Below are 20,056 nucleotides of genomic sequence, written 5' to 3' on the forward strand. Positions count from 1 at the left end.
GGTTCCCGCGTGGGCGCGGTGTGGTGACTCGACATCAGGGAAACGCAACCTCAGCCGGTGGGCACGACGGGTGGAGGGGACACGGGGGAGCGGAGGGGGAGGTCGTCAGACCGCCATGCCGTACACGATCGTGAACAGCGTGCCGAGGGAGCCGATGATGAAGACCCCCGTGAGGCCGGCGATGATGAGGCCCTTGCCCTGTTCCGCGCTGAAGGTGTCGCGCAGGGCCGTCGCGCCGATCCGCTGCTTGGCCGCGCCCCAGACCGCGATGCCGAGGCAGAGCAGGATGGCCACGGCCATCACCACCTCGATCATGACCTTGGCTTCGTTGCCCAGGCTGCCGAAGGGGCCCCAGTCCGGAGCGATCCCGCCGATGATGGTGTTGATGTCTCCCTTGTCGGCCGCAAAGAGCATGTAAGTCACCGCCCCTGGTGGGTAGTTCCGCGTGGCCTCTGCGGTGTGCAGAGGTCAGGCCTCATTGTCGCCGACGACGTCGTGTTCGTATGTCGACTTGACGTCATTGACTGGAGGGTTTCGTATGAATGATTTGTACGGTCACTCTGTGTATCACGCCAGGTCACCCGGGGCAACGAGGTCGGGGCGAAACCTTCGTGTGGTTCCGTCGTTGACCTCCTTTACGGTTCTGCCCGGTTTCTGACGACTGGTCGGATGAGGCACCACAACGATGGTCTCACGGGGCGGCGGCGGGCGGGGGGTTCCGGCCGACGGCACGGCGATGCCCCGGCGGTGGTCGCCGGGGCATCGCCGTACTGGTTCGCCGGGCAGGGAGAACGGGCCGCGGCCGGTTGCCGTGGCCCGTCTCCCTTTCGTGCCGCCGGGGGGACCCCACGCCCCCGTGTCCGGCGGCTCCCCGTGGCCCGACGGGGTGGTCATGCCACGGGGCTCAGCCGGTGAAGGCGCCCGTTCCCTGCGGGGTGCCCCAGCCGGTCGGGCCGTCGTAGCCGGACCCGGCGGTGCACAGGTAGCCCGCGCTGGTGGAGCAGGAGCCGTTGCTGCCGCTGGTGACGTCGTTGAGCGCGGAGGTGCCGGCCTTGGCGTAGGGGAACTGGGCCGGGTACGAGCTGCTGCTCGGGGTGCCGGCCAGGGCGTAGACGCCCGCGATGATCGGGGCGGAGGCGCTGGTGCCGCCGAAGGTGTACCAGCCGGCGGTGACGCCGTAGGAGTCGTAGACCGCGACGCCGGTCGCCGGGTCGGCCACGGCCGAGACGTCGGCGATGCTGCGCTTGGCGCAGCCGGTGTCGGTCTGCCAGCTGGGCTTGGCGTCGTAGGAGGAGCAGCCGGAGCCGGTGCCCTCGGTGCTGGAGGTGTTCCAGACGGTCTCGGTCCAGCCGCGGGTGGTGGAGGACGTCTTCAGGGCGGTGCCGCCGACGGCCGTCACGTACCGGGAGGCGGCCGGGTACTCGGCGCCGTAGCCCTCGTCGCCCGCGGAGACGGTGATGGCGACGCCGGGGTGGTTGAAGTACGAGGAGTCGTACGACGTGTCGGAGGAGGACTCGGAGCCGCCGTAGCTGTTGGAGACGAACCTGGCACCGAGCGCGACCGCCTCGTTCACCGCGGTGCCGAGGTTGGACATGGTGGCGGACTTGGCCTCCACCAGCAGGATCTTGCACTGCGGGCAGATCGCGGAGGCCATGTCGAGGTCGAGGGACTCCTCCTCGGCCCAGCCGCTGTCGGCGGTGGGCAGGGAGGTGGTGGAACCGGTCTGGCCGACCTTCTTGAAGCAGCCGCCGGCGGTGGTGCAGGAGGGCAGGCCGTAGTACGAGCGGTACTTGGCGAGGTCGGCCTCGGCGTTGGGGTCGTCGTAGGCGTCGACGATGGCGATGGTCTCCCCGACGCCCTTGGAGGCGGCGGCGGAGGCGAGGCCGTAGGCCGCCTGGAGGTTGGAGGGGCCGTAGCCGGTGGGGCCGGCGGCGGCGGTCCTGGGGGTGACCCGGGCGGCCTCTCCGGTCCGTTCGGCCCGGGCCTTCTCGAAGGCGGTGACGCCGCCGGTGACGCGGAGGGAGTCACAGGCCAGTTCGCCCTTGTGCCGGGGCGTGGCGCACGGGGTGGCCGACCAAGTGACCCCGGTCGCGGCGGGCTTGGCCGCGGAGGTGGTCGCGTCGGCGTGGGCGGCGGTGGCGAGGCCGGCGGCGACGAGTGCGGCGGTGGCCGCGGCTGCCGAACCGATGCGGCGCCATCTGCCGGATACGTGGGAGGAGTTGGGGGTTTTCGTACGCAACGTACAGCCTCCTGGATGAGGTGGGCAGAGGCCTGCGGGTGTGGGGGTCCACCGGCGGGTGACCGGTGGGGGCGGCGGCCCGCGACGACCCTCGCTTGTTGAGTACGCGACAACAAGCGGGCTTTCGGAATCCTGACTTCTGCGTTACTGAACGAGGGTGCGGGCTTACCGCTCGATAACGGGGGGATGGGATCGCGCTGGGCGGGGCTTGACCCGGTGCACAGCCCGGACACAGGCGGGGCGCCGGCCCCCGGACGGGGCTCGGCGGGACCGGGGCGCCGGGGTGTGCACGGAGAGTGACGCGGAGGCGGGGAACGGTGGCGCACAGTACCGTGGACGTCAGGCCGGGCGGGATGCCCGGCCCCCGCCGGGGCCCCGCCCGCGCGGTTCCGGCCTCCGGTGCCGCTGCGCCCCCCAGGGAGGTTTCGCGGGGGGAGCCGCGGCGGACGGTGGCGCCGGAACGGGTTTCTCACCCTCCCCGAACGGAGTGGGGCCTGATGGAGCGCAGTCCACGCACACCGCGCGTCACACGTGTTCCGGGCGTCGCGCGCACGTCGCCCGTGTCGCGTTCGTCGGGCTTCCCGGTCGCCCCGCGCCCCGCGCTGCTCGCGGTCGTGGTGACGCTCGTGCTGGCCTCGGCGTCCGTGGCCGCCGCCGCCGACGACGGGCCGGGGCCCCTCGGGGTCACGTCCGTGGCCGCCGCGACGGAGCGGAGCGCGCGGGTGGGCGCGCTGTTCGGCGCGGACCGGGTCGGCGACCTGGCCGGCGGGCACTTCTGCACCGCCTCGGTCGTGCACAGCCCGCGGCGGAACCTCATCGTCACGGCCGCGCACTGCGTGGCCGGCCACGACGGTGACCTGCTGTTCGTGCCGGGGTACCGGGACGGGCGGGTGCCCCACGGGGTGTGGAGGGTCGGCAGGCCGCTGGTGCCGGAGGCGTGGACGGAGGGGGAGGACGAGGACGGGGACCTCGCCCTCGCGCCCGTGGACGAGCTGGACGGCGAGCGGATCGAGGACGTGGTGGGCGGCAACCGGTTCACCACCGGTGCGGCCCCCGGAGCCGCCGCGGTGACCGTCATCGGCTACCCCGACTCCCGCGAGGTGCCCCTCGGCTGCACCGGCGAGCCGGCCGCGCACAGCCGTACGCAGCAGCGCGTCGACTGCCCGGACCTCACCGCGGGCACCAGCGGCAGTCCGTGGATCACCGGCGACCAGCGGGTCGTCGGAGTGCTCGGCGGGCACGAGCGGGGCGGCTCCACCGCCGACGTCTCCTACAGCGTGGTCCTGGGCCGGGCGGCGGCCGGGCTGTACCGGGAGGCCGTGGCCGCGTCCGGCGCCTGAGGCGTGGGCGAGCCGGGCGGCCGCCCCGGGGACCTCCGGGGCGGCCGCCCGGCCGAGGGAGCGCGGGCCGTGGGGGCCGGCGGACCGCCGTCACCGGGGCCGGCTGCCCGGGGGCCGGGGCCGCCGCCGGCACTGCGGGCTTCGCCGCCGTTGTCGCCGCTGCCGCGCGCCGGGTGATCCGGCGCGGGTACGGGTTGTCGAGGGCCAGGGCCGGGACCAGAGCCGGGGCCAGGTGGCCAGGGAGGGCGGTAGGGGAGGCATCTCGGACGTCTTCAGCCGGCGCACCGACCCCGCCGGGCGGTACACGGAGCTGCGGGAGGTCGTCCTGGAGGGGCCGCGTGATTAACCCGGGCCGTGGCTGGACAGAGTCCGACCGGGGCGGGTCACAGGAGCGCCGGGGCGTGCCGCCCTTACACTGACGTCCGGCGTACTCCCGGGCGGTGAGGGGCGGTTGACGGTGCGTAAGGCATGGATCGCGACGGCTGCCGGTACCGGTGCCGCGCTGGCCTTCGTGATGCTGCTCGTCGTCGGTGTCTACGTCGTGGCCGGAAACCTCGTCAACGGCGTGACTTCGGGCAGCCGGGGGCTCGCCAAGGGCGCCGTGCCGGCCGCCTACCAGCAGCTCGTGCAGCGCTGGGGCAACCTGTGCCCCGCCCTCACCCCGGCCCTGCTCGCCGCCCAGCTGTACCAGGAGAGCGGCTGGAACCCGACCGTGGTCAGCCCCGCCGACGCGCGCGGCATCGCGCAGTTCATCCCGAGCACCTGGGCGACCCACGGCATCGACGGCAACGGCGACGGCAAGCGCGACATCTGGAACCCCGACGACGCCATCCCGTCGGCCGCCTCCTACGACTGCGAGCTGGCGAAGTACGTCAAGGACGTCCCCGGGAACACCTCCGACAACATGCTCGCCGCCTACAACGCCGGCGCCTACCGGGTCATCAGGGCGGGCGGGGTCCCGGCCATCAGCGAGACGCGGAACTACGTCGAGCGGATCCGCAGTCTGGAGAAGAGCTTCGCCGCCCCGGTCACCCGGATCGACCCGACCCGGCAGGCGGCCGGCGCCATCGCCTTCGCCCAGAGCAAGCTCGGCACCCCCTACCTGTGGGGCGGCACCGGCACCGCCGGCCAGGGCGGGCGCTTCGACTGCTCGGGCCTGACCCAGGCCGCGTACGGGAAGGTCGGCGTCACCCTGCCCCGCGTGGCCAACGACCAGTACAACGCCGGACCGCACCCCTCGCGGGACCAACTGCTCCCCGGTGACCTGGTGTTCTTCTCGGACAACCTCACCGACTCGCGGGCCATCCGGCACGTGGGCATCTACGTGGGCGGCGGTTACATGATCGACGCGCCCCGGACGGGTGCCGTGATCCGGTTCGACCCCGTCGACACCCCCGACTACTTCGGTGCCACCCGGGTCACCGAAGATGGCGCAAAAGCACTCCCCACGAACGTGTGAACCCAGCGTGAAACCGCCCCCTGAGCTGGGAGGATGGGTTTCTCTTCGATAACGTCTGCGTGATCATTCGGTGGAGAGTGGAACGTTCACCGGGGAGCCGTGCGTTCCTGTTGACGTAGCCGAGCGGACGTCAGTGCGCCAGTGCAGCGGAAGCGGATCTACGAACCACGGGGGGCTGGAGCGACGCACACGAGGTGCGTCCGGGAAGACGACGAAGGGGCCGCAGCACCATGGCTGTACTCGCCGAATCCGGATCGAACCCCGACGTCGACCTGCTCTACGACATCAACGGCCTGGCCAAGGACGCGCCGCACGGGTTCGACCGGGCCGTGGAGTTCGTGGGTGAGTACGGCCTGCTGCTCGCCATGGCGCTGCTGGTGCTGGGCTGCTGGTGGTCCGCCCGGCGGCGCGGCGAGGACGCCGCGTCCTCGGTGGCCGCGGTGGTGTGGGCGCCGCTCGCGGCCGGGATCGCCGTCCTGGTGAACGTGCCGATCCGGGGTTTCGTCGCCCGCCCCCGCCCCTTCGTCGACCACCAGGGACTGGACGTCCTCGTCTCCGGCAAGTCCGACTTCTCCTTCGTCAGCGACCACGCGACGATCACCATGGCGCTCGGGGCGGCCCTGTTCGTCGCGAACCGCCGCTTCGGCATCGCGGGCCTCGTGCTGGCCCTGCTGGAGGGGTTCTGCCGGGTGTACATGGGCGTGCACTACCCGACGGACGTGATCGGGGGCTTCGCCCTGGGCACCGCGGTCGCGCTGCTGCTGTCGCCGGTGGCCATGGCGCTGCTGACGCCGCTGGCGAAGGCGGTGGAGCGGACGCGGGGGACGCGCCGGCTCGTGCGGAGCCGGTCGGCGGAGGCCGGGGAGCGCAACGACGCGCTGCGCTCCGGTGCCCGTCCGCCGGTGGAGTCCGACGAACGGGACCTGGCGGCGTAGCGCCGCGGCTCCCGGTCGGCGCGGGGAGCCCGGCTCCCCGCGGTCCCGCGGCCCCCGCCGTCCCCCTCACAGCCCCTGCGCGTAGGTGAAGAACCGCTCCGGGTCGTACCGCTTCTTCACCTGGGTCAGGCGGGCCGCCGCGTCCCCGTAGTAGGCCCTGCGCCAGTCGGTCAGGGCCGGGTCCGTGTAGTTCTGGTACGCCGCGCCGGAGGCGTACGGCCTCATCGCGGTGTGCGCCGACGCCAGCCACGACTGGGCGGGGCCGCCGGAGGTCCCCGCGCTCCAGGACGCGATGTACTGCGCCAGCATCCGCGAGCGCCGGTGCACGAAGGCCGTCGCCGTGGGACCGACGCGGTTGACCGCGCCGCCCAGGGCCGTGAGGGCGATGCTGCCCGCGCCACCCCGGACGGCGCCCAGCTGCCGCAGCACGGTCCGGATGCCCGCCGCCGGCAGCGACCGGTCGAAGAAGTCCGAGCGGGCCGCGTACGTCTCGCGGCCGAGGGCGCCCCGCGTGGAGCGGCCGGGCGTGGAGCCGGGCAGGTGGCACTGGGCGTCGGCGGAGAAGGAGGAGCAGCCGGCGTAGATCTCCATCGCCTCCTCGTAACCCCGGCGCCGCAGGGACACCGACGAGGCGTCGGCACCGGCCCGGTGGGCCAGGCGGTCCACGGCGTTCTGCAGTTCGCCGTACGTGCCCAGGGAGAAGCAGGACACGGAGACCGTCGGGGTGCGGCCCGGTGAGCAGGCCAGGTGCAGCGACGACCAGATCTCGTCGGGCTGGTCCGGCCCCCACTCCTGCCACGCCCCGAGCACCGCCGCCGCCTTCGCCCACGGCCAGGTCAGGTACGCGGTCACCGCCTGCGGCGCGGGGTGGGTCGTGAAGTGCAGCTCGGTGACGACGCCGAAGTTGCCGTTGCCCGCGCCGCGCAGCGCCCAGAACAGGTCCGGGTGGTCCTTCGCGTCGGCGTCCACCTGGGTGCCGTCGGCGGTGACGAGCGTCGCCCGGGTGAGGTTGTCGCAGGTCAGTCCGTAGGCGCGGGAGGCCACACCGTGGCCGCCGCCGAGGACCAGGCCGGAGACGCCGACGGTGGGGCAGGAGCCCGCGGGGATGGTCACGCCCTTCGCGGCCAGCCCCCGGTAGACGTCGATCAGCTTGGCGCCCGCGCCCACGACCGCCTGGCCGCCGCTCGCCCGGACCCGGTCCAGCCGGGACACGTCGAGGACGAGGCGGTCGTCGCCCGAGGAGTAACCGGCGTAGGAGTGGCCGCCGTTGCGTATCGACACCCGGACGCGGTGGGCCCGCGCGTAGGCCAGCACCGTCCGGACGTCGGCGGTGTGGGCGACGTAGGCGACCGCGGCCGGCTTCAGGTCGTCGAAGCGGGTGTTGTACAGCTGGTGCGCCGTCCGCCAGGCCGCGTCGCCGGGGCGCACCAGGGTGCCGTCCAGGTCGCGGGCGAGGGCCGCCCAGTTCGCGGCGGCGGCCGCGCCGGTGGTCCGCAGGGCCGTGCGGGAGGAGGAGACCGTCCGCACGGAAGGGAGGGGGGACGAGCCGGCCGCGGTGCCCCCGCTCCCGTCGCACCCGGTCAGAGCGGTGGCGGCCAGCGCGACCGCGCCGCCCCCGATGAACGTACGCCGTTGCATGTCCGTCGCCTTTCCTCGGCTCTCCCTGGAACGAGACGACGGCGTGCGCACGCGGGTTCCCGGGGGAGCGGAACGGACACGCCCGCACGTGCGCGCGACCCCGCCCGCCGGAACCCGCGCGTGCCCTCCCCGTGAGCATTCCGTGACCTCACCGGGCCGACGGCAGGGGTTCACCCCTCGTTCACTTCCGGCCATCGACGGCTTTACCTGTTCTGCCTAGTTTCGGCCGTGCACGGTGCGGAGTGCGGCGATACATGCGCTCACGCATCCCATGAACGTCGCACGCCGCCGACAGCGGCGGCTCCTGGAAGGAACCCCCGAAAGTGAAGCTTCAGCGCAAGAACCGGCTGCGCGCCCTTTCCCTCGGTGCCGTCGCCGTCTCCGGCGCCCTGGCCCTGACGGCGTGCGGCTCCGACGACACGGGCGCCAAGACGACGGACGGCGCGTCCTCGTCGGCCGGCGCGGGCTCGGTCAAGTGCGACGACGCCAAGGGCCAGCTGCTGTCCGACGGCTCTTCCGCGCAGAAGAACGCGATCGACGCCTGGGTGAAGCAGTTCTCGCAGGCCTGCGGTGTGCAGATCAACTACAAGGCGGGCGGCTCCGGCGCCGGTGTGACCGCGTTCACGCAGGGCCAGATCCCCTGGGCCGGTTCCGACTCCGCGCTGAAGCCCGAGGAGGTCACCGCCTCCAAGAAGGTCTGCAGCGGCGGCCAGGGCATCGACCTGCCGATGGTCGGCGGCCCGATCGCCATCGGCTACAACGTCAGCGGCGTGGACAACCTGGTCCTGGACGCCCCGACCCTCGCCAAGATCTTCGACGGCAAGATCACCAACTGGAACGACGCCGCGATCAAGAAGCTGAACCCCGGCGCGAAGCTCCCCGACCTGAAGATCCAGGCCTTCCACCGCTCGGACGAGTCCGGCACCACGGACAACTTCACCAAGTACCTGATCGCCGCCACCCCGGACAACTGGAAGTACTCCGGCGGCAAGGCCTGGCAGGCCAAGGGCGGCCAGTCCGCCGCGCAGTCCTCCGGCGTGGCCCAGCAGGTCAAGCAGACCAACGGCGCCATCGGCTACTTCGAGCTGTCCTACGTCGGTGACGGCGCCAAGGCCGTGAGCATCGCCACCGGCGCCTCCCAGCCGGTCGCCCCCAGCAGCGAGAGCGCCACCAAGGCCATCGCCGACGCCAAGGTCGTCGGCACCGGCAAGGACCTGTCGCTCCAGCTCAACTACACGACCAAGGCCGACGGCGCCTACCCGATCACCCTGGTCACCTACGAGATCGTCTGCGACAAGGGCAACAAGGCGGACACCCTGCCCGCCACCAAGGCCTTCCTCAACTACATCGCCTCCGAGGACGGCCAGAAGATCCTCAGCGGCATCGACTACGCGCCGATGCCCGAGGAGATCATCACCAAGGTCCGCAGCACCATCGCGGGCCTGAGCTGACCTGATCCGAGTGCGGCCCGGTCCCCCGGCCTCCCCGGGGGACCGGGCCCGCACCGTCCGGTGCACCGCCGCCCGGAGCCACGCGCCCCCGCCGGGGCGGGCGGCTCCACCGAGCCGTCCGCCCCGCCGGCTCCGCAGACCGGAGAACCCGATGGACATATCGACGCAGACAACCGACGCACCCCCTCCCCCCGCGCCCCGGCCCGCGCCGGCCGGGCAGAAGCGCAACGCCCGCGGCGCGACCCGCCCCGGTGACCGCATCTTCCTCGGCCTGTCCCGCGGCTCGGGCATCCTGCTGCTGGTCATCATGGCCGCGATCGCGGTCTTCCTCGCCTACCGCGCCTCCCTCGCGATCGGCCGGGACCACGGCAACTTCCTGACCACCTTCGAGTGGAACACCAACGTCGACCCGCCGGTCTTCGGCATCGCCGTGCTGGCCTTCGGCACGGTGGTCTCCTCGGTCGTCGCGATGGTCGTCGCGGTCCCGATCGCCGTCGCCATCGCCCTGTTCATCACCCACTACGCCCCGCGCAGGCTGGGCGGGACCATCGCCTACGTGATCGACCTGCTCGCCGCCGTGCCGTCCATCGTCTACGGCCTGTGGGGCGCCCTGGTCCTCGTACCGCACCTGACCGGCCTGTACAGCTGGCTCGACGACTACCTCGGCTGGACCGGGGTCTTCTCCTGGGACGGCGGCGCGCCCCGCTCGATGCTCACCGTGGGCATCCTGCTCGCGATCATGATCCTGCCGGTCATCACCAACGTGAGCCGCGAGGTCTTCCGCCAGGTGCCGCAGACGCACGAGGAGGCCGCCCTGGCCCTCGGCGCCACGCGCTGGGAGGTCGTCCGCATGGCCGTGCTGCCCTTCGGGCGCTCCGGCGTGATCTCCGCCTCGATGCTCGGCCTCGGCCGCGCGCTCGGCGAGACGATGGCCGTGGCCACCGTGCTCTCCCCGGACTTCCTCATCCACGGCAGCCTGCTGAACCCGGGCGGCGGCACCTTCGCCCAGAACATCGCCAGCAAGTTCGGCGAGGCCACCGAACAGGGCCGCGACGCGCTCATCGCCTCCGGTCTGATCCTGTTCGTCATCACCCTGCTGGTCAACGGCGCGGCCCGTGCGATCATCGCCCGCCGCAAGGAGTACTCGGGGGCCAACGCGTGAGCACCTCTTCCCTCACCGGCGAGCGGACCGGCGGCCTGCGCAGCGCCCGCCTGCCGAAGTGGTCGCCGTGGGCGATCGCCGCCGGCTCCGTCGCGGCCGCGGTCGCCGTCGGCCTGGGGGCCGGACTGAGCAGCCGGGTCCAGTGGGGCCTGATCGCAGCCGTCCTGTTCGTCCTCGCCACGTACGTCATCGGGGCGCGGGTCGAGGGGCGCCGGCAGGCCAGGGACCGCATCGCGACCTCCCTGGTCTGGGTGGCCTTCCTGCTGGCCGTCGTGCCGCTGGTCTCGCTGATCTGGACCACCGTGCGGCGCGGGGTGAAGGTCCTCGACCCGTACTTCCTGACCCACTCCATGGGCGTCGTCGCCGACTCCGAGCCGGGCGGCGGCATCTACCACGCCATCCTCGGCAGCCTGGAGCAGGTCGGCCTCGCCACCGCCATCGGCGCCCCGGTCGGCGTGCTCACGGCGATCTACCTGGTGGAGTACGGGCGCGGCGGGCTCGCCAAGGCCGTCACCTTCTTCGTGGACGTGATGACCGGCATCCCGTCCATCGTCGCGGGCCTGTTCATCCTCAGCCTCATGCTGATGTTCGAGATGCAGCCCTTCGGTTTCGCCGGTTCGCTGGCCCTGGCGATCCTGATGATGCCGGTCGTCGTGCGCTCCACCGAGGAGATGCTCAAGCTCGTCCCGAACGAGTTGCGCGAGGCCTCCCTCGCGCTCGGCGTGCCGAAGTGGCGGACGATCCTGAAGGTGGTCCTGCCGACCTCCATCGGCGGCATCACCACCGGCGTCATGCTGTCGATCGCGCGCATCGCGGGGGAGACGGCGCCGGTGCTGCTGCTGGTGTGGGGCAACACCTTCATCAACGCCAACCCCTTCGAGGGCGCGCAGGCGTCGCTGCCGTTGTACATCTACCAGCAGTACGCGAACAGTTCGGGTTCCACGGCGGCCTACGACCGCGCCTGGGCGGCGTCGCTCACGCTGATCGCCTTCGTGATGATCCTCAACCTGGTGGCCCGCGGGATCGCCCGCTGGAAGGCCCCCAAGACCGGTCGCTGACGCGGCCATACGGCGACTGAAGAGTCTGGGAGTGAAGCAAGTCATGGCCAAGCGAATCGACGTGAGCGGACTGACCGCCTACTACGGCGCCCACAAGGCGATCGAGGACATCTCGATGACGGTCGAGCCGCGCTCGGTGACCGCGTTCATCGGGCCCTCCGGCTGCGGCAAGTCGACGTTCCTGCGCACGCTGAACCGGATGCACGAGGTCACCGCCGGTGGCCGTGTCGAGGGCAAGGTGCTCCTGGACGACGAGGACCTCTACGGCGTCGGCGTCGACCCGGTGTCGGTCCGCCGCGAGGTGGGCATGGTGTTCCAGCGCCCGAACCCGTTCCCCACGATGTCGATCTTCGAGAACGTGGCGGCGGGGCTGCGGCTGAACGGCAACTACCGCAAGAGCGAGCTGAACGACATCGTCGAGAAGTCGCTCAAGGGCGCGAACCTCTGGAACGAGGTCAAGGACCGCCTGAACAAGCCGGGTTCCGGTCTCTCCGGCGGCCAGCAGCAGCGGCTGTGCATCGCCCGGGCGATCGCGGTCGAACCCGACGTGCTGCTCATGGACGAGCCCTGCTCGGCGCTGGACCCGATCTCCACGCTCGCCGTCGAGGACCTGATCTGCGAGCTGAAGGAGCGCTTCACGATCGTCATCGTGACGCACAACATGCAGCAGGCGGCGCGGGTGTCGGACCGCACGGCGTTCTTCAACCTGGCGGCGGTCGGCCGGCCCGGCCGGCTCATCGAGATCGACGACACCGAGCGGATCTTCTCCAACCCCTCCGTCCAGTCCACGGAGGACTACATCTCGGGCCGCTTCGGCTGAGCCGGGGCGGTCGTGCCGGACCCCTCGCGGTGCTGCATGGCGGTGCCACCGCGAGGACGCAGGAGGGCCCGCCCCCGGCTCCCGGGGGCGGGCCCACGCGTGTCCGCCGGCCGGCCCGGGACCGGCCGGGCAGCGGCCGGCCGGAAGGCGGCCCGGAACCTACAGCACCGTCAGGTTGACCAGGCCGAAGGCCACCGCCGCCACCAGCGCCGCCGCCGGCATCGTGATGAACCAGCCGAGGACGATGTTCTTGGCCACCCCCCAGCGCACGGCGTTCACCCGCTTCGTCGCGCCCACGCCCATGATCGCCGAGGTGATCACGTGGGTCGTGGAGATCGGCGCCTTGAACAGGAACGCCGTGGTGAACATGATCGACGCGCCCGTGGTCTCCGCCGCGAAGCCCTGTGGCGGGTCCAGCTCGATGATCTTGCGGCCCAGGGTGCGCATGATGCGCCAGCCGCCCGCGTAGGTGCCGAGCGACAGCATCATCGCGCAGACGAGCTTGACCCACACCGGGATCGGGTCGCCGTAGGTCTCGTGGCCGGAGATCACCAGGGCCATCACCACGACGCCCATCGTCTTCTGGGCGTCCTGGAGGCCGTGGCCGAGGGCCATGCCGGCCGCCGAGACGGTCTGCGCTATCCGGAAGCCGCGCTTGGCCTTGTGCGGGTTGGAGCGGCGGAAGAGCCACAGGATCGCCGTCATCATCAGGTAGCCGACGATCAGGCCGACGACCGGGGAGACGAACATCGGGATGACGACCTTGTCCAGGACGCCGTCCCAGAGCACGTTCGTGCCGCCCGCCAGCGCCGCGCCCACCATGCCGCCGAACAGGGCGTGCGAGGAGGACGAGGGCAGGCCGAAGTACCAGGTGACCAGGTTCCAGACGATGGCGCCGACCAGCGCGGCGAAGAGGATGCCCATCCCCTTGGAGCCCTGGGGCGTCTCGATCAGGCCCTCGCTGACGGTCTTGGCGACCCCGGAGCCCATGAAGGCGCCCGCGAGGTTCATCACCGCGGCCATGGCGAGGGCGGCCCGCGGGGTCAGCGCCCGCGTCGACACCGAGGTGGCGATCGCGTTCGCGGAGTCGTGGAAGCCGTTCGTGTACGTGAAGAAGAGCGCGACCGCGACGGTCACGACCAGGGCGAAGATGTCCATCGACGCCTCAGGACTCCTTGACGGCGATGGTCTCCACCGTGTTCGCCACGTGTTCGAACGCGTCCGCCGCCTCTTCCAGGACGTCCACGATCTGCTTGAGCTTCAGCACCTCGATGGCGTCGTACTTGCCGTTGAAGAGGTGGGCGAGCAGCTTGCGGTGGATCTGGTCCGCCTGGTTCTCCAGCCGGTTCACCTCGATCCAGTACTCGGTGAGGTTGTCCATCGTGCGGAGGTTCGGCATCGCCTCCGCGGTCAGCTCGGCCGCGCGGGCCAGCACCTCGATCTGCTGCTCGACGCCCTTGGGCAGTTCCTCGACGTTGTAGAGGACGACCAGGTCGACGGCCTCCTCCATGAAGTCCATGATGTCGTCGAGGGAGCCGGCGAGGGAGTAGATGTCCTCGCGGTCGAACGGCGTGATGAACGAGGAGTTCAGCTGGTGGAAGATCGCGTGCGTGGCGTCGTCACCCGCGTGTTCGGCGGCCCGCATACGCTCTGCGATCTCGGCTCGGGCGGAGGAGTCCGCCCCGAGCAGTTCCATCAGGAGTTTCGAGCCGGTGACGATGTTGTCCGCGGAGGCGGCGAACATGTCGTAGAAGCTCGTCTCCCTGGGGGTCAGACGAAAGCGCACGTGGGGTCCTCGGGGTGCTTCGGTTTCGGTCAGGCTGATGCTAGGCGCATCATCCGGCCACGGCTATCGGGCCGTCCCCCAGTGTCGCCCATCGGACAGGACGATCATCAAGGGGGCGTACCAAGGCCCCTATACCCAGCGGAATTCGTTACCATATACCCGCCAGGGGTATGTGTCGGAACTGGAGGACGCGATGACGACCACCGAGGCCGGCGCCACGGCGCCCTCCGGAGCCGCCACGCACGGCTACCACCAGCAGAAGGACGAGCACCTCAAGCGGCTGCGCCGGATCGAGGGCCAGATCCGCGGCCTGCAGCGCATGGTCGAGGAGGACACCTACTGCATCGACATACTCACCCAGGTCTCGGCCTCCACCAAGGCGTTGCAGTCCTTCGCGCTGCAACTGCTGGAGGAGCACCTGCGCCACTGCGTCGCGGACGCGGCCCTCAAGGGCGGTGACGAGATCGACGCGAAGGTGGACGAGGCGACGAAGGCGATCGGCCGGCTGCTGCGCACCTGAGCCGCGGCGCCGCTCAGCCCCGCCGCTCGGCCACCCGCTCCTCGGCGACCCGCAGCACCTCGTCGATGCTCTCCAGGCTGAGCCGGTCCTCGGCCGCCGACGCCGCTATCATCAGCTCCCCGCACAGCTCGATCTCGGCGAGGGCCACGTGGTCCTGGACCGCCGTACCGTCGACCGGAGCCACGTGCGTCACCTCTCCCCTGCCGTCTCCGACCTCCAGGGTAGGCAACCCTCACCACGCCGCGCATGGCACGGACGGGCTAGTTCGCGGCGGCGTTCCGGGCATACCGGACTAGTGGGGCGGCCGGATCTCGCCCTCGCCGCCGGCGACGCGGCCCGCGTAGATGTCCCGCGGGCGCGGCAGGCTGACGTCGGCGGGGGTGCCGAAGCCGTACAGGAGCGTGGTCGAGGCGACCGCCACCGCCGTCCTGCGGCGCCCGTTGACGAAGGAGAAGCTCTGCCGCAGCTTGCGCAGCCGGCCCTGCTCGTCCAGGTAGGCGTCGAAGGGGACCCGGGCCGTGGCGAAGCCGGCCGCCGCCGCCCTCAGGGACGCCCGGTTGTCCGCCGAGGCCTTCTCGGCCGCTCCGGCCAGGTCGGCGGTGCCCCGGTAGTGCAGCACCTCGGTCCCGCCGACCTCGGTCCGGCCCAGGTACGCCGCCGTGCGCGTCCCGCGCAGCACCTCGGCCGCGACGTACGGGTCGGTCGCGCCGCCGGTGACGAGGTTGCCGTCGGACAGGGACGCGGTCTCCACCCGCACCCACTTGTCGGCGGGCACTCCCGCGCCCCGGTTCTTCATGAACAGGGCGCCGGGGGCGAGCAGTTCGGTGATGGGCCGGTGCTCGGCGGCACCCGTCGGGTCCTCCGGCAGGACGACGGTGAGCCGGCCGGTGCGGCGCCGGTAGTCGTAGACGCCGGTGCCGCGGATGGTGACCCGGGTGCCGCCGGTCGCCATCTCCATGGAGGTGGTGGCCTTCGAACTGCCCGCCGCGCGCAGTGTGTCGGCCGCGCGGTGCAGGGCGGCGACCGGGTCGCCGCCCGCGCCGGGCACGCCCTCGGCGGCGGCCCCGCTGCCCGAGCACCCGGCGGTGCCCGCTCCGAGCCCGGCCGTGAGGCCCAGGATGCCCACCGCGACGACCGTCCTGCCCGGGCGTCTGTGCTGCCGCCGATCCATCGCCTGCCTACCCCCAAGCCGGTACGTCCGTCACGGGTCCCCCGTTGTCCGGTTAACGACGGGTGGGGGGTGCCGTCACGCGGACCGTCGCCCGGCGTGCCGCGGATCGGTACCGTGGACGCCGTGGCGCAGCGGGAGGGGCCGGAGCGGGCCGGGCAGGGACGGGAACACCTCACGACGACGGGGGAGGAGGGCCGCTTCTGCGTGGCCCGCTGCGCGTGCGGCTGGCGCGGGCCGGCCCGCCGGGCCCGCAGCCAGGCCAGGGCGGACGCGGACCGGCACGCGGAGGGCGGTTAGGACGCCCCGGCGGCACCGCCGTCCGCCGCCCCCGGGTGCCCGGGGAGGTCCGCGAGGGCGTCCACGAGGTCGCGGTCGTGGGACCGGGTGAGCCGGTGCCGGGCCTCGTCCGGGGGGAGCCACACGATGCGGTCCACCTCGTCGTTCGGCGTGAAGTGGCCGGAAACCGCCTCCGCGGCCCAGTAACGGACCTCCTTGGGGCGGCCGCCGGCCGCGTAGCGCACACCGGGCAGCTCGGCGCCGGGCTCGGCCGTGTACCCGGTCTCCTCCGCGACCTCGCGCAGGGCGCCCGCGAGCGGGTCCTCGCCCCGTTCGAGCTTGCCCTTGGGGTGCGACCAGTCGTCGTAGCGGGGCCGGTGGACCAGGCAGATCTCCGGGCCGCCGGTCACCGGCGAGCGGCGCCACAGGACGCAGCCCGCCGCCCGCACCGTGTCGTCGTCGTTCACACCGTCTCCTCGCTCGGGGTCCGGGGCGCGCCGGCCGTCTCCTTCTGCCACGCCTGCTGGAAGGCGAACCTGGCCGCCTCCACCTCGTGCCGCTGGTCGGCGTGGAGCACGCCCAGCGCGTACGCCGTGGCCGGGGTGATGCGGGGGGTGCGGGCCGCCTGCGCGGCGGCGGCCGCCGCCTCCGCGGCGTCGCGGTGCCGGTTCAGGGACCGACCGGCCGCCAGCAGCCGTACGTCGGGCCGCGCGTCGCCGCCGTGCAGCACCTCCCGGGCGTACCGGTGCAGGCGCAGCAGCAGGCGGGCCTGGTGCCAGGGGCCGTCCTGGGGGTGCGGGGACGGGTCCGGGGACAGGCCGTGGACCAGGGCCTGCGCGTTGTAGGGGTGGCCGGCGGCGACCAGCGGGAGGGCGGCGACGGCGTCGGTCAGGCGCTCCTCGGCGGCGCCGGCGAGGGCGCGCAGGCCGGTGGCGGTCGCCATGGGGGTGAGGGGCACGTCGCTGGCGAGCAGGGCGACCTTGTCGGCGACCGCGTGGAAGCGCGAGGAGCCCAGGGCCTGCAGGGCCGTGGAGTGGGCCCTGGTGCGGGCCAGGGTCAGCTGGCGTTCGAGCAGGGCGCCCGCCTTCGCCGCGCCGACGGTCAGGTCGCTCCGCTCCGCGGTCGCCGTCGGCCGGGCCGGGCCCGCGGTGGGGGGCGCCGCCGCCGGGACGCGTGCCGTCCCGGCGGCGCGGCCGCCCGCGGCCGGGGCGCCGGCCGCCCGGGCGGGGAACACCGCGGCCCCGGACAGCCGGTGCAGTGCCAGCAGCAGCCGCTCCAGCCGGGCCTCGCAGGCGTGCTCCAGGCCCAGGGTGCCGGAGACCCAGGCGAGTTCCGGGCGCATCTCCTCGGACCAGCCGGTGTCCAGCAGGGCGCGGAAGGTGTGCAGGCTGGCGCTGATGCGGCGGGCCGAGCGGCGCAGGGCGCGGGCGGCGTCGACGGCGGTCTCCGCGCCGGCCGCCCCCGCGCCGGTCCCGCGGTGCAGGCGCAGGGCGCGGAGGAACTCCGTGGCCTGCGCGCGCAGGTAGTCCGCGAGGGCCTCCCCGGCCACCTCCCCGGCCGCGGGGTCCGTCGGGTCAAGGTGTCGCTGTGCCACGCCGGCGCCTCCGGGCGTCTATGAGCATCTCCTGGACGTTGCGCAGGGGCTGTCCGTCCGCGTCGGCCGCGTGCCGGGTCCACTCGCCGTCGGGGCCGAGGTGCCAGGACGCGGTGGTGTCGGACATGCCGGTGTCGAGCAGCCGGTTCAGGGCCGCCCGGTGGCCGGGGTCGGTGACCCGGACCAGGGCCTCGATCCGGCGGTCGAGGTTGCGGTGCATCATGTCGGCGCTGCCGATCCACACCTCGGGCTCGCCGCCGTTGCCGAAGGCGAACACCCGGGAGTGCTCCAGGAACCGGCCGAGGATCGAGCGGACCCGGATGTTCTCCGACAGGCCCGCGACGCCCGGCCGGACCGCGCAGATGCCGCGCACCCAGACGTCCACCGGGACGCCCGCCTGGGAGGCCCGGTAGCAGGCGTCGATGACCGCCTCGTCGACCATCGAGTTGACCTTGATGCGGACGAAGGCGGGGCGGCCGGCACGGTGGTGCTGGGCCTCCTTCTCGATCCGCGCGATCAGGCCGTCCCGCAGGGACTTGGGGGCGACCAGCAGCCGGCGGTAGGTCTCCCGGCGGGAGTAGCCGGACAGGCGGTTGAACAGGTCGGAGAGGTCCGCGCCGACCTGCGGGTCGGCGGTGAGCAGGCCGAGGTCCTCGTACAGGCGGGCCGTCTTCGGGTGGTAGTTGCCGGTGCCGACGTGGCTGTAGCGGCACAGGGTCTCGCCCTCCTGGCGCACCACCAGGGACAGCTTGCAGTGGGTCTTCAGACCGACCAGGCCGTACACGACGTGGCAGCCGGCCTCCTCCAGCTTGCGGGCCCACTTGATGTTGGCGTGCTCGTCGAAGCGGGCCTTGATCTCGACCAGGACGAGGACCTGCTTGCCGGACTCGGCGGCGTCGATGAGCGCGTCGACTATCGGGGAGTCGCCGGAGGTGCGGTACAGGGTCTGCTTGATCGCGAGGACGTCCGGGTCGGCCGCCGCCTGCTCCAGGAAGGCCTGGACGGAGGTGGAGAAGGAGTCGTAGGGGTGGTGCAGCAGCACGTCCCGCTTGCGCAGCGCCGCGAAGATGTCCGGCGCGGACGCCGACTCCACCTCGGCCAGGTCGCGGTGGGTGCCGGCGACGAACTTCGGGTACTTCAGCTCCGGCCGGTCCAGGCTGTGGATGCGGAAGAGGCCGGTGAGGTCGAGCGGGCCCGGCAGCGGGTACACCTCGGCCTCGGAGATCTTCAGCTCGCGCACCAGCAGGTCCAGCACCTCCCGGTCGATGGACTCCTCGACCTCCAGGCGCACCGGCGGGCCGAAGCGGCGCCGCATCAGTTCCTTCTCCAGGGCCTGCAGGAGGTTCTCGGCGTCGTCCTCCTCGACCTCCAGGTCCTCGTTGCGGGTGAGCCGGAAGGCGTGGTGCTCCAGCACCTCCATGCCCGGGAACAGCTCCTCCAGGTGGGCGGCGATGACGTCCTCGACGGGCACGTACCGGCCGGGGGAGCTCTCCAGGAAGCGGGACAGCAGCGGGGGCACCTTCACGCGTGCGAAGTGCTTGTGGCCGCTGACCGGGTTGCGCACGACGACGGCCAGGTTCAGGGACAGGCCGGAGATGTACGGGAACGGGTGGGCGGGGTCGACGGCCAGCGGGGTGAGGACCGGGAAGATCTGGTGCCGGAACAGGGTGAACAGGCGCGCCTGCTCCTTCTCGGCCAGTTCGTTCCAGCGGACCAGGTGGATGCCCTCCTCGGCGAGCGCGGGGGCGACGTCCTCGTGGTAGCAGGCGGCGTGCCGGGCCATCAGCTCGCGGGAGCGGGCCCAGATCATCTCCAGCACCTCGCGGGGCTGCAGGCCGGAGGCGGAGCGGGTGGCGACGCCGGTGGCGATGCGGCGCTTGAGGCCGGCCACCCGGACCATGAAGAACTCGTCCAGGTTGCTGGCGAAGATGGCCAGGAAGTTCGCGCGCTCCAGCAGGGGCGTGTGCGGGTCCTCGGCCAGTTCCAGGACGCGCTCGTTGAAGGCGAGCCAGCTGCGTTCCCGGTCGAGGAAGCGCCCCTGCGGCAGGGGCGTGCCGTCGTTCGGCGCCTCCTCGTAGCCGTCGAGGTCGGCGTCGATGTCGGGTTCCAGGTCGGACACCACGGCGGCCACGGTGTGCGGGCGGTGCGCGGCGATGGAGCCCACGGAGGGCTGGACGTGCTGTACCTCTGCCGGGGTCTCTGACTGGCTCATGAACCCATTCTTCCGCGCCGGGCGCGTTACGGGCGCGTCGGAACGTGCGGGCGGGAGCGTCACGGCCCCGTTCCCCGCGGGCCCCCCGGGGGGCGGCGAAGGCTCTGGCACGGCGGGCTTCATTGGCCGAGCGTCGCAAGCCCGTCTGAATCGATGGTTACGGCGACATGACGTACGGGATATCGGGGGGCGGCCCGAAGGGGCCGCCGTCGCGGGAGCGACGCCCGTCCGCGCGGGCGCGCGCCGTCCCCCGCGCCGGGACGGCGGGGTCCCGCACGCGCCCGGGCGGGGCGTGCGGGCCCCCCGGTCCGCCCGGGGCTCAGGCGGCCCGGCGGCGCACACGCGCCCGGTGGGCGGCCGGAAGCCGCAGTCGCGCAGCGCCCGGCCGCCCCGCC

19 protein-coding genes are annotated in these 20,056 nt (G+C 72.7%); 9 read left to right on the top strand and 10 right to left on the bottom strand.

Annotation, left to right across the window (positions count from 1 at the left end):
* Positions 1 to 105 precede the first annotated feature (105 nt).
* Positions 106 to 414: a hypothetical protein gene (locus QQY24_RS17120; RefSeq protein WP_014673544.1), complete on the bottom strand. Its 309-nt coding sequence runs from the start codon at positions 412 to 414 to the stop codon at positions 106 to 108.
* Positions 415 to 904: 490 nt separating this feature from the next.
* A complete protein-coding gene (locus QQY24_RS17125; protein WP_301973558.1) occupies positions 905 to 2,239 on the bottom strand; it encodes a peptidase S8 in 1,335 nt (444 codons plus the stop codon).
* A gap of 560 nt (positions 2,240 to 2,799) precedes the next feature.
* Here QQY24_RS17125 and QQY24_RS17130 point away from each other — a divergent pair.
* From QQY24_RS17130 to QQY24_RS17140, 3 genes are all read left to right on the top strand, one after another.
* Positions 2,800 to 3,579: a serine protease gene (locus tag QQY24_RS17130; RefSeq protein ID WP_301973559.1), complete on the top strand. Its 780-nt coding sequence runs from the start codon at positions 2,800 to 2,802 to the stop codon at positions 3,577 to 3,579.
* A gap of 457 nt (positions 3,580 to 4,036) precedes the next feature.
* On the top strand, positions 4,037 to 5,038 hold the full coding sequence (locus tag QQY24_RS17135; protein WP_301973560.1) for a bifunctional lytic transglycosylase/C40 family peptidase: 1,002 nt from the start codon (positions 4,037 to 4,039) through the stop codon (positions 5,036 to 5,038).
* A gap of 230 nt (positions 5,039 to 5,268) precedes the next feature.
* Positions 5,269 to 5,973, top strand: coding sequence for a phosphatase PAP2 family protein (locus tag QQY24_RS17140; RefSeq protein WP_301973561.1), 705 nt, complete (start codon positions 5,269 to 5,271; stop codon positions 5,971 to 5,973).
* 66 nt (positions 5,974 to 6,039) lie between these two features.
* Here the strand turns inward: QQY24_RS17140 and QQY24_RS17145 are convergent, their stop codons facing one another.
* Positions 6,040 to 7,611 (bottom strand): FAD-binding oxidoreductase, encoded by a 1,572-nt coding sequence (locus tag QQY24_RS17145; RefSeq protein ID WP_301973562.1) that lies wholly within the window; start codon positions 7,609 to 7,611, stop codon positions 6,040 to 6,042.
* 323 nt (positions 7,612 to 7,934) lie between these two features.
* On the opposite strand from QQY24_RS17145, the gene pstS reads away from it, so the two are divergent.
* The 4 genes from pstS (at position 7,935) to pstB (ending at position 12,102) form a co-directional block, all read left to right on the top strand.
* Complete coding sequence (pstS, locus tag QQY24_RS17150) at positions 7,935 to 9,062, top strand: phosphate ABC transporter substrate-binding protein PstS (RefSeq protein WP_301973563.1); 1,128 nt, start codon at positions 7,935 to 7,937, stop codon at positions 9,060 to 9,062.
* 151 nt (positions 9,063 to 9,213) lie between these two features.
* A complete protein-coding gene (pstC, locus tag QQY24_RS17155; RefSeq protein ID WP_301973564.1) occupies positions 9,214 to 10,224 on the top strand; it encodes a phosphate ABC transporter permease subunit PstC in 1,011 nt (336 codons plus the stop codon).
* Positions 10,221 to 11,282: a phosphate ABC transporter permease PstA gene (pstA, locus tag QQY24_RS17160; RefSeq protein ID WP_301973565.1), complete on the top strand. Its 1,062-nt coding sequence runs from the start codon at positions 10,221 to 10,223 to the stop codon at positions 11,280 to 11,282. The genes pstC and pstA overlap by 4 nt, the downstream gene beginning before the upstream one ends.
* A gap of 43 nt (positions 11,283 to 11,325) precedes the next feature.
* A complete protein-coding gene (gene pstB / locus QQY24_RS17165) occupies positions 11,326 to 12,102 on the top strand; it encodes a phosphate ABC transporter ATP-binding protein PstB (protein ID WP_301973566.1) in 777 nt (258 codons plus the stop codon).
* A gap of 159 nt (positions 12,103 to 12,261) precedes the next feature.
* Here the strand turns inward: pstB and QQY24_RS17170 are convergent, their stop codons facing one another.
* The gene (locus QQY24_RS17170; protein WP_301973567.1) at positions 12,262 to 13,260 is read right to left on the bottom strand and encodes an inorganic phosphate transporter; all 999 of its coding nucleotides are present in this window, start codon (positions 13,258 to 13,260) and stop codon (positions 12,262 to 12,264) included.
* 7 nt (positions 13,261 to 13,267) lie between these two features.
* On the bottom strand, positions 13,268 to 13,888 hold the full coding sequence (locus tag QQY24_RS17175; protein ID WP_208033008.1) for a DUF47 domain-containing protein: 621 nt from the start codon (positions 13,886 to 13,888) through the stop codon (positions 13,268 to 13,270).
* Between the two features lie 193 nt (positions 13,889 to 14,081).
* Between QQY24_RS17175 and QQY24_RS17180 the strand changes: the two genes are divergently transcribed.
* On the top strand, positions 14,082 to 14,408 hold the full coding sequence (locus tag QQY24_RS17180; RefSeq protein ID WP_301973568.1) for a metal-sensitive transcriptional regulator: 327 nt from the start codon (positions 14,082 to 14,084) through the stop codon (positions 14,406 to 14,408).
* 13 nt (positions 14,409 to 14,421) lie between these two features.
* Here the strand turns inward: QQY24_RS17180 and QQY24_RS17185 are convergent, their stop codons facing one another.
* Positions 14,422 to 14,601: a hypothetical protein gene (locus QQY24_RS17185; protein ID WP_301973569.1), complete on the bottom strand. Its 180-nt coding sequence runs from the start codon at positions 14,599 to 14,601 to the stop codon at positions 14,422 to 14,424.
* A 99-nt stretch (positions 14,602 to 14,700) separates the two neighbouring features.
* Positions 14,701 to 15,579, bottom strand: a complete 879-nt coding sequence (locus QQY24_RS17190; RefSeq protein ID WP_301973570.1) for a hypothetical protein — start codon at positions 15,577 to 15,579, stop codon at positions 14,701 to 14,703.
* Positions 15,580 to 15,702: 123 nt separating this feature from the next.
* On the opposite strand from QQY24_RS17190, the gene QQY24_RS17195 reads away from it, so the two are divergent.
* Entirely contained in the window at positions 15,703 to 15,876 is a 174-nt protein-coding gene (locus QQY24_RS17195) for a hypothetical protein (protein WP_301973572.1), read from the top strand.
* Here QQY24_RS17195 and QQY24_RS17200 read toward each other — a convergent pair.
* From QQY24_RS17200 to QQY24_RS17210, 3 genes are read right to left on the bottom strand one after another with little or no spacing between them, the layout of a single operon-like run.
* The gene (locus QQY24_RS17200; RefSeq protein WP_301973573.1) at positions 15,873 to 16,322 is read right to left on the bottom strand and encodes an NUDIX hydrolase; all 450 of its coding nucleotides are present in this window, start codon (positions 16,320 to 16,322) and stop codon (positions 15,873 to 15,875) included. The two genes, QQY24_RS17195 and QQY24_RS17200, sit on opposite strands and share 4 nt — an antisense overlap.
* The gene (locus QQY24_RS17205; RefSeq protein ID WP_301973574.1) at positions 16,319 to 17,449 is read right to left on the bottom strand and encodes a CHAD domain-containing protein; all 1,131 of its coding nucleotides are present in this window, start codon (positions 17,447 to 17,449) and stop codon (positions 16,319 to 16,321) included. Before QQY24_RS17205 ends, QQY24_RS17200 begins: the two co-directional genes overlap by 4 nt.
* Positions 17,430 to 19,661 carry an RNA degradosome polyphosphate kinase gene (locus QQY24_RS17210; protein WP_301973575.1) on the bottom strand — a complete coding sequence of 744 codons (2,232 nt, stop codon included), beginning with the start codon at positions 19,659 to 19,661 and terminating at the stop codon, positions 17,430 to 17,432. The genes QQY24_RS17205 and QQY24_RS17210 overlap by 20 nt, the downstream gene beginning before the upstream one ends.
* Positions 19,662 to 20,056 lie beyond the last annotated feature (395 nt).

Source organism: Streptomyces sp. TG1A-8 (assembly GCF_030499535.1).
In the GTDB taxonomy this organism is placed as follows: domain Bacteria; phylum Actinomycetota; class Actinomycetes; order Streptomycetales; family Streptomycetaceae; genus Streptomyces.